This is a genomic window from Streptomyces sp. NBC_01508, from assembly GCF_045040315.1.
Classification (GTDB): domain Bacteria; phylum Actinomycetota; class Actinomycetes; order Streptomycetales; family Streptomycetaceae; genus Streptomyces.
In genome coordinates this window covers 7,632,836-7,649,217 of sequence record NZ_CP109419.1, presented here as the reverse complement: position 1 = coordinate 7,649,217, position 16,382 = coordinate 7,632,836, and the positions used below count along the sequence as shown (strand labels likewise).

6 protein-coding genes are annotated in these 16,382 nt (G+C 69.5%); all 6 read right to left on the bottom strand.

Annotation, left to right across the window (positions count from 1 at the left end):
* Positions 1-3: 3 nt before the first annotated feature.
* Positions 4-450: an AMP-binding protein gene (locus tag OG700_RS35310; RefSeq protein ID WP_405620806.1), complete on the bottom strand. Its 447-nt coding sequence runs from the start codon at positions 448-450 to the stop codon at positions 4-6.
* A 53-nt stretch (positions 451-503) separates the two neighbouring features.
* Positions 504-12,266 (bottom strand): amino acid adenylation domain-containing protein, encoded by an 11,763-nt coding sequence (locus tag OG700_RS35305; RefSeq protein WP_405620804.1) that lies wholly within the window; start codon positions 12,264-12,266, stop codon positions 504-506.
* Positions 12,267-12,533: 267 nt separating this feature from the next.
* Positions 12,534-13,019 (bottom strand): hypothetical protein, encoded by a 486-nt coding sequence (locus tag OG700_RS35300; protein ID WP_405620802.1) that lies wholly within the window; start codon positions 13,017-13,019, stop codon positions 12,534-12,536.
* Between the two features lie 170 nt (positions 13,020-13,189).
* Positions 13,190-14,383, bottom strand: a complete 1,194-nt coding sequence (locus tag OG700_RS35295) for an ABC transporter permease (RefSeq protein WP_405620800.1) — start codon at positions 14,381-14,383, stop codon at positions 13,190-13,192.
* Positions 14,380-15,090, bottom strand: coding sequence for an ABC transporter ATP-binding protein (locus tag OG700_RS35290; protein ID WP_405620798.1), 711 nt, complete (start codon positions 15,088-15,090; stop codon positions 14,380-14,382). The genes OG700_RS35295 and OG700_RS35290 overlap by 4 nt, the downstream gene beginning before the upstream one ends.
* Positions 15,087-16,115: an efflux RND transporter periplasmic adaptor subunit gene (locus OG700_RS35285; protein WP_405620796.1), complete on the bottom strand. Its 1,029-nt coding sequence runs from the start codon at positions 16,113-16,115 to the stop codon at positions 15,087-15,089. Before OG700_RS35285 ends, OG700_RS35290 begins: the two co-directional genes overlap by 4 nt.
* Positions 16,116-16,382: the final 267 nt, after the last annotated feature.

The following is a 16,382-nucleotide window of genomic DNA, read 5'->3' as shown; positions in this document are numbered from 1 at the left end:
TCCTCACGCGCGATCACCACAGCCCGGGCCACCTCCGACGATGCGCCGACAAGCACCGCCTCGACCTCGCCCGAGCTCGACACGGAACCCGCGGATCTTCACCTGCTCATCCGCACGGCCGGCGAACAGCAACTGCCCGTCCGCCGTCCACTTGGCCACATCCCCGGTCCGGTACATCCGCTCCCCCGAACCGGTCCCGAACGGGCACGCCACGAACCGCTCACCGGTCAGCGACGCACGCCCCACATAGCCACGCGCAAGCTGCGCACCCGCCACATACAACTCCCCCGCCACACCCACCGGAACCGGCCGCAACACCTCATCCAGCACATACAGACGGGAGTTGGCGATCGGCCGCCCGAACGGCACCTGACCCCCGCCGCCGCATCCGCAGTCCAGCTCACCCCGATCGCCACGATCGACCGTCGCCTCGGTCGGCCCATAATGCATTGAACACCAACCGACCGCCACCAGCCGACCACCACCAACGCGCGCACCCAGCCTCACCGATCGGCCTCAGCACCCACCACGATCGCCTCAACCCGCGCCAGATCCCCCGGCTCCAGCACCCCCAGCAACGACGGCACCACACTCGCCGCCCGCACCCCCTCCAACTCCCCAAGCCGCCGCGGCTGCTCCCGCTGCCCCTCAGACGCCACCCACAACACCGCCCCCGACGACAACGCCACCGCCACATCCAACACCGACGCATCAAAACCAAACGACGCAAACTGCAACACCCCAACACCCGGACCCACACCCATCACAGGACCAAACACCGACACCAAATTCACCAACGACCCATGCGACACCCCCACACCCTTCGGCCACCCCGTCGACCCCGACGTATAAATCACATACGCCAACCCCACCGGATCAACCACCACCCCCGGCGACACATCCGAACACCCCGCAGACAGCACCAACTCCTCAGACCCCACCACCACACCCACACCAGCATCCGCCAGCATGAACTCCACCCGCTCCACCGGCAGCCCACCATCCACCGGCACATACGCAGCCCCCGCCTTCCACACACCCACAATCCCAACCACCATCTCCACACCACGCGGCAGACGAAGCCCCACCACCGACTCACGGCCCACACCCCGACCCATCAAATAGCGCGCCAACCGATTCGCCGACGCGTCCAACTCCCCATACGACAACTCCACACCCTCAAACACCACCGCCACCCCACCCGGATCAGCCACCACCCACTCCTCGAACAACCCCAGCACCGACGAGCCAACTACCTCCAACCCCGTGTCATTCCACTCCGACAGAACCCGATCCCGCTCTCGTGGATCGAGGATGTCCACCTCGCGCAAAGCGACCCCCGGGGCGGCACCGTCGAGTGTCTCGGCGAGCGTGGTGACGGTGTTCTCCACGGCGGTCCGCATCAGACGGGCTACCGCACCGGGGTCGATGGAGCCGTACGACTGGACGCTGATGATCATCTCCTCGCGGGTGATGTCGTCCACCGACACGGCCAGGGGATAGTTGGTCCGTTCCTGGACGAGCACACTGCGGACGCCCTCAAGCGCCTGCCGTCCGGCGTTGTCTGCTCCTCGCCATAAATGCCGATAGTTGAACAGCGAGGTGAACAGGGGTGCGTCGCCCGCGATACCGCTGGCGCGCTGGGCGATCGCCAGCGGAGCGTGCTCGTGCTCCAGCAGCGCCGCCAGTTGCCGGCGCATGTGCTCGACCGCCGTCCGAACGCCCAGCCGACCGGTCTGGACGCGTACGGGCAGGGTGTTGATGAACGGGCCCAGCACCCGGTCGGCGCCCTCACCGGCGTTCAGCCGTCCGAGCAGCACGGTCCCGAAGACCACGTCGTCGCGGCCGGACAGCACTCCGAGGACCCGCGCCCAGGCCACGTGCAGCACCGTGGCCGGGCTGACTCCGAGACGTTGTGCGACGTCCCGCAGCCGAAGGACGACCTCGCCATCCACAGGGGCCAGCTCAGTGATCGCGTCGGTGCCGCTGCTCCGCACGTCGAGCTGCCCGTACGGTGCGGTCGGCTCGGTGACGTCGCTGAGCAGTTCAGCGAAGAAGCGCTCGTGATCGGACCTGGGGATGCCCCGGGTCTTGGCGACGACATCGCGGAAGGGCATCGGCGGGTCGAGCCGGTCCGCCCGCCCGGACAGCATCGTCCGCAGCTCCTGGAGCAGCATGTCCAGGCTCAGGCGGTCTTGAACGAGGTGATGCATCCGCACCAGGCCCAGCCACCGGCCCTGCGGCAGCGCGGCCACATGCAGGTCCATCAACGGAGCACGGCCCAGGCTCAGCACCGAGCCGGCCGCGGCGAGCAGAGCGGCGGCCGGGTCGCCGTCGGCCGGGTCCAGGGCATGCTCGACAACGGGCAGGACGGCGCGGCGCGACACCACCTGTACGGGCTCGCGCAAGCCTTCCCACACCACCGCTGTGCGATAGATGTCATGGCGGTCCACGACCTGCTGCAACGCGCGCGCGACCGAGTCCAGCCGGTCGCGTGTGTCGAACTCCACCACCTGTGCGGTGACGTACACGTCGATGCCGTCATCAGCCAGCAGATGGTGGAAGAGCATGCCTTCCTGCAACGGCGTCAGCGGGTACACATCGGCGACGTTGACCGCGCCGCCCTCCACCGCCGTGACCACTCGATCGATTTCCACCTGGGAGAGCTCGACCAGCGACAGCATGTCCGGCGTGATCTGCTCGGCGTCAGCCGGGATGAGGTTCGCCGGCGTCACGAATGCCTCGACATCGGCCGCGCCGGCCAGGCCCGCCGGGGTCGGCGTCTCGAACAGCGCCCGCACCGGTATGGTCACGCCCCGCGCTCGCAGCCGCTCGACCAGCCGTATCGCCAGGAGTGAGTGTCCACCCAGCCGGAAGAAGTCGTCGTCCATACCGACCGCGTCCAGCCCCAGCACCTGCGCGAAGGCCCCGCACAGGATCTCCTCCCGCACCGACGCCGGACCCCGGCCCCCACCCGTGGCGTACTCCGGAGCCGGCAGCGCCTTACGGTCCAACTTCCCGTTCACCGTCAAAGGCAGTTCCGCCAGCGTCACGAACGCGGCCGGCACCATGTACTCCGGCAACCGCGACGCGGCGAACTCCCTCAGTCCCCCGGCCTCCTGGCCAGTGGGAACCACATACGCGGCCAGCCGCACATCTCCCGGCACGTCCTCACGCGCCACCACCGCGACCCGAGCAACGCCCGGATGATCCGCCAGCACCGCCTCGACCTCACCCGGCTCGATCCGGAAACCCCGAACCTTCACCTGATCATCCACCCGCCCGACAAACACCAACTGACCACCCGCCGTCCACCGCGCCAGGTCCCCGGTCCGGTACATCCGCTCCCCGGAACCGCTCCCGAACGGGCACGCCACGAACCGCTCACCCGTCAAACCCGCACGACCCACATACCCACGCGCCAACTGCACCCCGGCCAGATACAACTCCCCCACCACACCCACCGCCACCGGCGCCAGACACCCGTCCAGAACAAACACCCGGGTATTGGCCACCGGCACCCCGATCGGCACCGGCCCCTCCACCTGCCCCCGATCACACACCCACGCCGTAACATCCACCGCCGCCTCCGTCGGCCCATACAAATTATGCAACTCCACCCCCCCGAACACCTCGAAGAACCGGACCTGCGTCTGCAGCGACAACACCTCACCACTGCACACCACATGCCGCACACACCCCACACCACCCGGATCCGACAACAAGAACGCATCCAGCATCGACGGCACAAAATGCAGCACACTCACACCCTGCTCACGCACCACCCCCGCCAGATAACCCGGATCCCGATGCCCCCCCGGCCGCGCCACCACCAACGCCGCCCCCCACACCAACGTCCCGAGCAACTCCCACACCGACACATCAAAAACAACCGGCGTCTTGTGCAACACCCGATCCCCCGCACCCACCCCCAAACGATCCCCCATCCACACCAGCCGATTCACAACACTCCGATGCGAAACCACCACACCCTTCGGAACCCCCGTCGACCCCGACGTATAAATCACATACGCCGCCTGCCCCGGATCCACCACCGGCAACGACACCTCACCCCCAACACCAACACCAACACCGTCACCATCAACAGCCGACAACCGCGCCACCAACCCGGCATCGTCCAGCACCACCACCGACCCCGCATCCTCCAACAACCATGCGATCCGCTCCGCCGGATACCCCGGATCCACCGGCAGATACGCCGCCCCCGCCTTCAACACCCCCCACAACGCCACCACCAACTCAACACCACGATCCAGCACCACCCCCACCACCGAACCCACACCCACACCCCGACCCACCAAATACCGCGCCAACCGATTCGCCCGCGCGTCCAACTCCCCATACGACAACTCCACCCCCTCAAACACCACCGCCACCCCACCCGGATCAGCCACCACCCGCTCCTCGAACAACCTCACCAACGACGCACCAGCCATACCCGAGGCCGTGTCATTCCACTCCACCAAAACCCGATCCCGCTCACCCGCACCCAGCACATCCACCCCATGCAGCCGGACATCAGGCACAGCCGTCACCTGCTCCAACACCCGCACCAACCGCCACACGATCGCCTCGACCGAACCCACATCGAACAGATCCACCGACGCGACCAACGAACCCCGCAACCCAGCAGCAAGCCCCCGATCGTCGAAGACCTCGCGCAGGTGAACTTCCAAGTCGAACCGTGCCGCGTTCCCTGACCCGTCGAGCGCCTCGGCGTGGACGCCGGGCAGGTCGAGGGTGGCGCTCTGAACGTTCTGCAGGGTCAGCATCACCTGGAACAGGGGATGCCGGGCCAGCGACCGCTCCGGAGCCAGCTCCTCCACCAGCCGCTCGAACGGCACATCCTGATGCGCCAACGCACCCAGACTCGCCTCCCGCACCCGCCCCAACACCTCCCGGAACACCGGATCACCCGACAGATCCGTCCGGACCACCAACGTGTTCACGAAGAACCCGACCAGATCGTCCAACGCCTCATCAGTACGACCCGCGGCGGCCGAACCGATCGGAACGTCGGTTCCCGCACCCAGACGGGAGAGCAGCACCGCCAGGGCAGCCTGCACCACCATGAACACCGTCACACCCTCGGCCCGCGCGAGATCGACGACCCGCTGATGCACCTCAGCCGGCACCCGCAACGGCACCCGATGACCGGCCTGCCCAGCCACCGCCGGACGCACCCGGTCCACCGGCAACGCCAGTTCCTCCGGCGCACCGGCCAACACCCCGCGCCAGTACCCCACCTGCTCCGACAGCAGACTCCCCGGATCCGACTCCTCCCCCAACAACTCCCGCTGCCACAGGGCGTAGTCCGCATACTGCACCGGCAACGGCGCGAACACCGGAACCTCACCACGCAACCGCGCCGCATACGCCACCGACAGATCCCGGCCCAGCGGGGCATGGGACCAGCCGTCGGTAGCAATGTGATGTACGACCAGTACCAGGGCCCGCTCGTCGGCTCCCAGATCGAACAGCCATGCCCGGATCGGCAGCTCCGCCGACAGATCGAACGCATAGCTCGCTGCCTGCGCGGTGGCGTCGGCCAAGGCATCGGGCTGCACGTCGGTCACCGTGAGGTGCCAGTCGAGTCCGTCCGGATCGAGGATCTCCTGGTACGGCTCGCCGTCGGCGGAGCGGTAGACGGTGTGCAGCGGCTCGTGGCGGGCGATGACGTCCCGCAGCGCCGCCGTCAGCACGGGGACGTCCAGCGCGCCCGTCAATCGGATGGCGAGGGGAATGTTGTACGTCGGGCCAGGTCCCGCTATCTGGCCCAGGAACCACAGGCGTTGTTGCGCGAACGACAGCGGAACGCGCTCGGGGCGCGGCCCCGCCCGGAGCGGGAGGCGGGCCCGGTCGTGCCGGGGTCCGGCGATCCGTGCCGCCAGGTCCGCCACCGCCGGCGCCTCGAACAGCGTCCTGATCTTTACTTCCGCGCCCAGCCTGGAGCGGATCCGGGAGAGCAGCCGGATCGCGAGCAGGGAGTGCCCGCCCAGGTCGAAGAAGCTGTCGTGCACTGCGACCTGGTCCAGATCGAGGACCTCGGCGTAGATCTCGCAGAGGGCGGCCTCGGTGGCGCTCGCCGGTTCCCGGCCGGGGTTGGTGGCCGTGATGTCGTCGGGGTCGGGCAGCGCCGCACGGTCCAGCTTGCCGTTCGCGGTCAGCGGCAGCTCGGGGAGCACCACCTCGGCCGCGGGCACCATGTACTGCGGCAGCCGCGCCGCCACGAACTCCCGCAAGTCTCCGTCGACGGACTGGCCTTCGGCGAGCACGACATAGGCGACGAGCCGGTCACCGCCCGCGCCTTCCTCACGGGCGACCACTGCGGCGCGGGAGACGGCCGGGTGCTCCACCAGGACGGCCTCGATCTCGCCGGGTTCGACACGGTAGCCGCGGATCTTCACCTGGGCATCGGCACGGCCGACGAACACCAGATTGCCGTCGGCGATCCTCTTGACCAGGTCGCCGGTGCGGTACATCCGCTCCCCGGGTGCGTCGCCGAAGGGGCACGCCACGAAGCGTTCTCCGGTCAGCCCGGGCCGTCCCAGGAAGCCGCGCGCCAGCGGGGCACCGGCGACGTACAGCTCGCCGACGACGCCCGTCGGGGCTGCGGCCAGCACGTCGTCGAGCACGAACAGGCGGGTGTTGGCGATGGGCGTCCCGATCGGGACCACGCCCTCGGCGACGGCCGCGGGCGAAAGCTCGGCGGTGGCCACTCCGATGGTGGTCTCTGTCGGTCCGTAGTGGTTGAACACGCGTCGGTCCCCGGCCGCCCCGACCAGGTCACGTATCCAGGCGGCCGGTGCGGCCTCCCCGCCGAGCACCAGGGAGCGGGTGGGCAGCACGGCGTTCAGCCCGGCGTCCGCGGACAACGCGGCGAGGTGTGACGGCACCGCCTTCACGTAGTCGATCCGCTGCTCACGCAGATACTCGGACACGGCGACCGGATCGGTCACCGCCTCGCTGTCCAGGACGTGCAGTTGCCCGCCGGTGGCCAAGCTGATGAAGACCACGGTGTTGCCCAGGTCGGTCACCTGCGGCTGCAGCAGGCCGAACCGCGAGCCCTCGCCGGCCCAGTCCAGCCGCCCGGAGACTGAGGCCACGTAGTTGGCCAGCGACCCGTGGGTGACCGCGACGCCCTTCGGCGTGCCCGTCGAACCCGAGGTGTACATCACGTAGGCCAGGCCCGCGGGATCCGCCACAACCGAGACGGCGGGCTCAAGCTCGGCGAGCTCCCCGGCGTGCCGTGCCTCGTCGATCCACACCACCGGCACACCCGCCGATCCGCCGGCGGTCCCGGAATCCGATTCGTGGTCCGCCAGCACCGCCTGCGCACCGCTGTCGGCGAGCATGAACGCCACCCGGTCGGGAGGCAGATGACCGTCGATGGGCAGATAGGCCGCGCCGGCCTTCCACACACCCAGAATCGCCGTGATCATCTGGATGCCGCGCGGCAGGCACAACCCCACCACGGACTCGAGCCCCACGCCCAGGTCGCGCAGGTATCGGGACAGCCGGCGGGCAGCCGCGTCCAGCTCCCGATAGGTCACCTCGGCGCCGTCGGCCACGAGGGCCGTCGCGTCCGGGGTCGCGGCCACCTGGTCCTCGAACAGGCGGATGACGGCCGGGCGCGCGTCGGGCACCGTGGTGTCGTTCCACTGGTGGAGCGCCCGGTCCCGCTCGTCGGCGTCGAGTACCTGAATCGCGTGCAGCCGTACGTCCGCGGTCTCGGTCACCGTCTCCAGCACTCGGACGAACCAGGCAGCCATCCGTTCCGCCGTCTCGGCGTGGAACAGGTCGTCGGACAGGGTCACCAGCGCGCGGAGTCCTGCGGGGCGACCCTGGTCGTCGAAGGTCTCTCCGACGGTGAAGTGCAGGTCGTAGCGCGCCGCAGGCGCTGCCGCCGCGTCCACGTCGCTCGTGCCGGCACTCACGTGCACGCCGGGCAGGTCCAGTTCGGCGCGCTCGACGTTCTGCACGGTGAGCATCACTTGGAACAGCGGGTGTCGACCGAGTGATCGGGTCACGGTCAGTTCCTCGACCAGCCGCTCGAACGGCACGTCCTGATGCGCGAGGGCCCCGAGGCTCGCCTCCCGGACCTGCGCCAGGAGCTCCCGGAACTCCGGATCCCCGGACAGATCGGTGCGGATCACGAGGGTGTTGACGAAACTTCCGACCAGATCCTCCAACGCCGCGTCGGCGCGGCCGGCGACCGGAATGCCGATCGGGATGTCATGGCCGGCGCCGAGCCGGGAGAGCAGTACCGCCAGGGCGGTCTGCAAGGCCATGAACGAGGTGACGCCCTCGGCACGGGCGAGATCCACCAGCCGTTGGTGGACGTCGGTCGGCACCCGGAAGGGCACCCGGTGCCCGCGGCGGCTCGGCACCGCCGGGCGCGGCCGGTCCGTCGGCAGCGTCAGCTCTTCCGGAGCGCCGGCGAGGGTTCGCCGCCAGTACTCGATCTGCGTCGCCAGCAGGCTGTCCGGGTCGGACTCGTCCCCCAGCAGGTCGCGTTGCCACAGCGCGTAGTCGACGTACTGCACCGGCAGCGGCTCCCACAACGGCGTCTCGCCCCGCACCCGCGCCGCGTAGGCCGCCGACACGTCACGCCCGAGCGGCGCCAGCGACCATCCGTCGCTGGCGATGTGGTGAACGACGAGTACCAGCACGTGGTCGTCGTCCGAGGTCTGGAACAGCCAGGCCCGGAAGGGCATCTCTTCGGCCAGGTCGAACGCGTGCCGGGTCGCCCGCGCCACGGCCGCGGCAACGTCGTCCGGGTCGACCTGACGCACCGCCAGGTCCCAGGACTCCACCTCCCGCGTGTCGAGGATCTGCTGGTACGGCTCGCCGTCGGCGGTCGGATACACGGTGTGCAGCGGCTCGTGGCGCACGATGACGTCCCGCAGCGCCGCCGTCAGCGCGGGGACGTCCAGCGCGCCCGCGAGGCGGATCGCGGCGGTGGTGTTGTAGGTCGGGCTGGGGCCTTCGAGCTGGCCGAGGAACCACAACCGGCGCTGCGCGAACGACAGCGGCGGCCGTTGTGGACGGGCACCCGCCGACAACTCCAGCCGCACCCGGTCCGTGTGCGTCCCGGCGAGCCACTCGGCGAGCCCGGCCACCGTGGCCTGTTCGAACAACACCGACAGCGGCAGCTCCGCACCCAGCAGGACACGGATGCGCGACAACAGCCGAACGCCGAGCAGGGAGTGCCCGCCGAGCTCGAAGAAGCTGTCGTCCAACCCCACCGTCTCAATACCCAGCACCTCGGCGAACGCCCCGCACAGGAGCTCCTCCTGGACAGTCGTCGCCGTACGCCCGGCACCGGCGCCACTCGCGTAGTCGGGGGCCATAAGCGCCTTGCGGTCGAGCTTGCCGTTGTCGGTCAGCGGCAGGTCGTGCAGGACCACCACGGCCGTCGGCACCATGTAGTCCGGCAGCTGCCGCGCGACCGTCTCCCGCAGGGCATCGCCGTCGAGTGCGTCGCCACCGACGCCGTCGTCGGGGACGCCGTCGTCGGGGACGACATAGGCCACCAGTCGCACGTCTCCGGGGGTGTCCTCCCGCGCGATGACCGCGACCCGCCCCACTCCGGGGTGGGTGTGCAGGACCGCTTCCACCTCGCCGGGCTCGATCCGGAACCCGCGGATCTTCATCTGGTCGTCGGCGCGGCCCAGGAACACCAACTCGCCGTCCGCGGTCCACTTGGCCATGTCCCCGGTCCGGTACATCCGCTCACCGGCACCGGGCCCGAAGGGGCAGGCCACGAACCGCTCACCCGTCAGCCCCGCCCGGCCCACGTAGCCACGCGCCAGGCCCGATCCTGCGACATAGAGTTCTCCTGGCACCCCGACCGGCGCCGGGGCGAGCCCGTCGTCCAGCACGTACAGACGAGTGTTGGCGATCGGCCGCCCGATCGGCACCGCGCCTTCGACTCGCTGACCGGACCGCACCTCGTGGATCGAGCAGCCCACCACCGTTTCGGTCGGACCGTACTCGTTCACCACCACCGCGTCCGGCGCCGCCTCCAGCCAGGACGAGACCTGCTGCCCCGACAGCGCCTCCCCGCCGACCACCCAGCGCCGCGCCGCTCCCGCCAGCCGCTCGGCGGGCAGCAACTGCGCCAGCATCGGAAGGTGCGCCGGGACGACCTTCACCAGGTCGAACCCGCCGCCCGAGCGCAGTACCTCGGCCAGCCCTTCGACACCGCCGTCGTTGCTGACCGTGACCGCCGCGCCTGCCACGAGCGGCACCAGCAGGCTGGTCACCGTCAGGTCGAACGCCGGCGACGAGTACAGCACGGCACCGCCGCGCCCCACCTCATAGGCCCCGGCCGCCCAGTTCACGTAGTTGGCGAGCCCGCCGTGCGTGACCGCGACGCCCTTCGGCCGACCCGTCGACCCTGACGTGTACATCACATACGCCAGTTCCGTGATGCCTGGCGAGACAGGCCCGACGTCGCCCACGACCGACGTGTCGAGGCCGTCGACGGCGATCACGGGCACGCGCACCACCGGCAGGGCGTCGAGAATGTCCTCGGTGCCGACCAATGCCACCGCCCGGCTGTCGGCCAGCATGAACCCGACCCGCTCGGCCGGATTGGCCGGATCGATCGGGAGGTAGGCGGCTCCTACCTTCCACACCGCCAGGACGCCCGCCACCGCATCAACGCTCCGCGGCAGACACAGCCCCACCACGGCGCCGGAGCCGACGCCGAGCCCGGCCAGCACTCCCGCCAACTGCCTGGCACGCGCGTCCAGTTCCGCGTAGGTGACCGTGCGGTCGTCGTCGACGACGGCGTCGGCGTCGGGTGCGTCCACGACCTGCCGCTCGAACGACGCGAGGACCGAGCCGCCCGGCAGGTCCGTCGCGGTGTCGTTCCACTCGACGAGAAGGCGGTCGCGCTCCTCGGCGTCGAGCACGTCCACCGCGTGCAGGGGGACGGCCGGGTCGGCGGCAACCGTCCGCAGCACCCGCTGGAGCCGATCCGCGATCCTGGCCACCGTCGACGCTTCGAACAGGGTGTCCGCTCCGATGACGACGCCGGCCAGCCCGTCGGGGCGGCCACGCTCGTCGAATACCTCCTCGATCATCACATCGAGGTCGAACCTGGCCACCGACATGCTCGACGGCAGCAGCTCGACGGCGACTCCGGGCAGATCCAGCACGGCGTCGGCCGTGTTCTGCACGGTCAGCATGACCTGGAACAGCGGGTGCCGGGTCAGCGACCGCTCCGGCGCCAGCTCCTCCACCAGCCGCTCGAACGGCACGTCCTGATGCGCGAACGCGTCCAGGCTCGTTCGGCGGACCCGGGCCAGCACCTGCCGGAAGTCCGGGTCGTCCGACAGATCCGTGCGTATGACGAGGCTGTTGACGAAGAACCCGACCAGATCGTTCAGCGCCTCGTCGGTGCGCCCGGCCACCGCCGCACCAATGGGAATGTCGTATCCGGCGCCCAGCCGGGACAGTGTCACCGCCAGCGCGGCCTGCACCACCATGAACGCCGTCACGCCCTCGCCGAGCGCCAGGTCCGCCAGGCGCGCGTGCGTCCGCGCCGGAACCCGCAGCGGGATCCGGTGGCCCAACTGGCCCGGCGCCACCGGACGCGGCCGATCCGCGGGCAACGCCAGTTCCTCCGGCGCCCCCGCCAACGTCCGCCGCCAGTAGTCCAGCTGGACCGAGAGACGGCTGCTCGGGTCGGCGCTCTCGCCGAGCAACTCCCGTTGCCACACGGCGTAGTCGGCGTACTGCACCGGCAGTGGTTCCCACAGCGGCGCCTCGCCACGCGCCCGCGCCGCGTACGCCGTCGACAGGTCGCGCCCCAGCGGACGATGGGACGAGGCATCGGTGGCGATGTGATGCACGACCATGATCAGCACATGCTCGTCCGGCGCCACGGCGAGCAGCGACGCGCGGATGGGCACTTCCGACGACAGGTCAAAGGCGGATCGGGCCGCCTCCGCCCGGGCCTCGGCCACATCCTCGGGCGCTGCCCGGCGTACGTCCAGCTTCCATTCAAGCTTCCTCGGATCGAGGATGCGCTGATACGGTTCGCCCCCCACGGAGGGAAACACGGTGCGCAGCGACTCGTGGCGCCCCAGTAGATCCCGTAAAGCCGCGCTCAGCGCCGCGACATCCAACGGGCCACGTATCGCCAAGGCGATGACGTTGTTATAGGTGAGGCCCGAATTCTCCAGCTTGGCCAAGAACCAGAGCCGACGCTGCGCGAACGACAACGGGATCATCGATGCCTCTCCCCAGGTGTTCGAATTCCACGCCGTACCTCCACCCAGGCGCATGCCCCGCCCCAGCCGGCTCGGCCATTCCAACTCATCCGCGGAATATGGGCAAGGTATGTCCGAATGGGCCCTGCGGCCTTTGTTCAACCGAGCGGAATCCGCAGTTGAACAGACCCGCGCCGGGCGCGGCGCCGAGTGGGGATGTGGCGGCTCGATGCCGGACATGGCGACGCTCCGCCCGGTCGGTTCGGGCGGAGCAGTGGCCGTCGAGGGTCAGCCCTGGGCGGCCCCGACCTTCTTGTTGCAAGTGGCGAAGGCCTTGACGAGCTTGTCGTTGTCCACGGCGCCTTCGACGGAGACGTCAAGTGTCCCGGGCTTGGGATCCTTGGCATTGATGCCTTGCTCGCGCAGGCACTCAGCCTTCTTCAGCGCCAGGTCCTTGTCGGCTTCCGTGATGTCCTCGTTGAGGTCGTCGCTGGGGGCGTACTTCGCGCAGGCCGCCCGTGCCGCTTCGGCCGCCGCCTGGGAGCCGCCTTCGGGCTTCTCGACGCTGCTGTCCCCGCCCCCGTCCGCGGGAGGCTCCGGAACGTCGAGTCCCTGCTTCTTCATGCACTCGATGAACTGCTGCATCCGGTCGTAATCGGCGTCACCGTTCGAGGGCGCAGCCTTATTCGGTGACTCCTCGTCAGAGCACGCGGTCATTCCGAACATGGCGGCGGCCGTCAGAGTCACCACGGCGGCGAAAGTGAGTTTCTTCATGCTCACCAGCATGGCCGCCGAGAGGTTTCCACCCGGTGACCGTCGCCGTTAACCGAACTCTTACAGAGGTTGGTGGGACCCGGGGAAACACACGGAAATGAGGTGCCTCCGCGCCCATGAGCGGACGCGGAGGCACCCCTGACGACCAGCCGGGGGTAGCGGGTCGCCGGTCAGGTGGTGGCGAGGGCCTCGGTGGGGGTGAGGCGGGCGGCGCGGCGGGCGGGGTAGATGCCTGCGACGGCGCCGATCGCGACGGCGGCCAGCGCGCCTCCGGCGATGGCCTGGCCGGGCAGGGTCAGGGGCCAGTCCCGGTAGAGGGCGTAGCCGAGGCAGGTGCCCAGCCCGATGAGTACGCCGGCGGCCCCGCCGAGTGTCGACAGGCTCACCGACTCGGTGAGGAACTGGAGCCGGATCTGTCCGCGGGTCGCGCCCAGCGACCGTCGCAGCCCGATCTCCTGCCGGCGCTCCAGCACCGAGATCACCATGATGTTGGCGATACCGACGCCGCCGGCCAGCAGCGCGATGGCACCGAGGCCGAAGAACAGCGCGTTGAATGTCTCCTCCGCGGCGGCCTGCGCGGTGAGCGCGTCAGAGGGGCGGCTGACCTGTACCTCCTCCGGGTTCTTGGGGTTGATGGTGCGCCCCAGCACTTCGCGCACCGACGACACCGCCGCATCCGTGGACCGCTCGTAGAGAGCGGTGGTGTGCCCGTCGAACCCGAGACGCTCGGCGTAGGACCAGCCGATCAGGGCCGAGCGGTCGATCTCGGGGGCGAGCGGCAGCTGATCGAGGACGCCGACGACCAGGAACCACTGACCGCCGATGAAGACACTCACGTCGGCGCGGTCGACGCCGAGCCGGGCAGCGGCGTCGGAGCCGAGCACCACCGCCGGGTACTGGCTGGTGGCGGCATTGAGGAAGGCGCCGGATCGCACCGTGCCGCTGAGCGTGTGCAGCAGGTCGGTTCGGGTGGCCTGCACGGCGACGCCGCTGGTCTTCGACGAGGGGATCCTGTCCGTGCGGCGGACGGTCGCGTCCGCCACCAGGCCGGTCCCTGACACGCCGGTCACGCCGGGGATGCGGGAGACCATGCCCTCCGCGTCCGTGGGTAGCTTCGCGGTGTCACCGGACAGCGTCGTACCGGGCTTGGCGGTGAGCAGATTGGTGCCCATCTGCTCGATCTCGGCCATCAGCCCGGCCCTGCTGGCGCTGCTGAGGCCCACCAGCGCGACCATGGCGGCCACCCCGATGGCGATGCCCAGCGCGGACAGCACGGCCCGCAGCGGCCGGCCACGCAGTCCGTCCAGGCCGACCGCGGCCAGGTCGGTCCCGCGAAGCCGGGACGGGTCCGGTAGCGCTCTCATGTCAACACCCCTGTATCGGCGTGAACCTTGCCGTCGCGGATCTCCAAACGCCGCGGCAGCGCGGCCGCGACATCCAGATCATGGGTGATCACCACGACCGCTGTGCCATCGCGGTTCAGTTCGCCCAGCAGCTCAAGTACCCCCGCGCCGGATTTCGAGTCGAGGTTGCCGGTCGGCTCGTCGGCGAGCAGCAGCGGCGGATTCCCCACCACCGCCCGGGCGATCGCGGCTCGCTGCTTCTCTCCGCCCGACATCTGCTGCGGACGATGGTCCAGGCGGTGGCCGAGGCCCACACGCTCCAGCGCCACCTTCGCCCGCCGGCGGCGCTCCCGGGGCGGCAGGCCGTGATAGAGCAGGCCGGTCGCGACGTTGTCCAGGGCGGACAGGTGCGCGGTCAGGAAGAACTGCTGGAAGACAAACCCGATCCAGTGCGCCCGTACCGCGGACAGCCGCCGATCAGGCAACTTGGCCACGTCGTGCCCGTGGATCAGGACCCGTCCGGAGCTCGGCTTGTCCAGCGTCCCCATCAGGTTCAACAGCGTCGACTTGCCCGATCCCGAGGGACCCACGATCGCGACCAGCTCACCGGCCTGGATGGAGAGCGAGGCCCGGCGCAGTGCCCACACACTGCCGGCGTAGACCTTGCTCGCCTCCTCCACCGCGATCACCGCGACCGGCTCATCCGCGGCCTCGCTCCCAGCGGTCATGAGCGCGGCACCTGTACTTTCATGCCCTCGCGGAGGTCGCCCTTCACCTCGACGTCGTCTCCGTCGAAAATGCCGAGCTCGACCCGCACCGAGCGCGTCTCCCCCTGGGCACTCACCACTATCACCCGGTAGCCGCTGCCGGCGGCCAGCAGCGCGTTGATCGGCACCGTCAGCACGTTCTTGTGCTCGGTGCTGGTGAACCCGACCGTCGCCGGAGCGCGGTCCAGGTCCCCCGCACTGCTCTGTTTGTCCAGCTCGATGTAGACCGGAATGGTGGCGTCCTGTGTGCCCTGCCCGGTCTGCGACTGGGAGTTGCTGGTGCCCGCGGTCGCCACCTTGCCGACCGCGACGATGTGCCCTTCGGTGGTCTTCTTGCCCGGCAGCGTCACCCGCACCTTCGCGCCCTTCTTGGCGATGTCTTGATCGCTGACCGGCACGTCCACCGTGATCCGCCGCTCGGTGCTACTCGCGGTCAGCACGTTGCCCGAGGCCGGGGCACCCAGGAGCGCCTTGACCTCGGTCACCCGGATCGCCTTCCGCTGCACCACCACGTCACCCGGCTTGACCACGCCGTTCTCGGTGACGTTCAGGGCGTCCTGCCACGCCTTCACAGCCGTCCTGGTCGCCGTGCTGAACGTCTGATCCACCGTCAGGTAGCTGCCGTAGCCCAGTGCTTGCAGATTGCGCTCCAACTGCAGCACGTCGCGTCCGTCGGACATCCCGAGCTTCAGCTCCCGCCACAGCGGCACCGACCCGTAGAAGAGCGGAACAGCACGGCCGTTCACCTCGAACACCCGCTTGCCCTGCCTGATCACATCGCCACTTCCGGGCAGCCACGTGAGCCGTCCGGAACTCTCGGCGAGCACCGTGTAACTGCCTCGATAGCTCAATGCCCCATCGATCTCAGTGGTGTTGACCACATCCGTACGGACCACCGACTTCGTCGGCAACGACGACTGCTGTTCTGCCTGCGGCGTGGTGCCGTCATCGTGCTGCACCGCATACACCGCGCCCGCGGAGCCCACTGCCAGCACCACAGCCCCGCTCAGCAGCTTCCAGGGCCGACGTCGGCGCGCGGCCGGCGCTACCGGCGTCTCCTCGTCCCCCTGATCCGGCTCCTGGTCCGGCTCCTGTTCCGGAACCCGCGCCTGGGCCGTGCTCTCAGTCTCAGACTCGAACATGACTCAGCCTCCACGTGTGCCCCTCGACGCCGCACGTCGGGCCGGGGCACGGGACGACGGGCGTCGTGGCCACGGGAATTGAAAGTATCTGCATGCCATACAGAGTGGATT

What these genes read in the sequence shown, in the direction of transcription:
- OG700_RS35290 (WP_405620798.1), bottom strand. Translation starts at nt 15,090, where the DNA reads ATGACCGCTGGGAGCGAGGCCGCGGATGAGCCGGTCGCGGTGATCGCG.
- OG700_RS35295 (WP_405620800.1), bottom strand. Translation starts at nt 14,383, where the DNA reads ATGAGAGCGCTACCGGACCCGTCCCGGCTTCGCGGGACCGACCTGGCC.
- OG700_RS35300 (WP_405620802.1), bottom strand. Translation starts at nt 13,019, where the DNA reads ATGAAGAAACTCACTTTCGCCGCCGTGGTGACTCTGACGGCCGCCGCC.
- OG700_RS35305 (WP_405620804.1), bottom strand. Translation starts at nt 12,266, where the DNA reads ATGATCCCGTTGTCGTTCGCGCAGCGTCGGCTCTGGTTCTTGGCCAAG.
- OG700_RS35310 (WP_405620806.1), bottom strand. Translation starts at nt 450, where the DNA reads ATGCATTATGGGCCGACCGAGGCGACGGTCGATCGTGGCGATCGGGGT.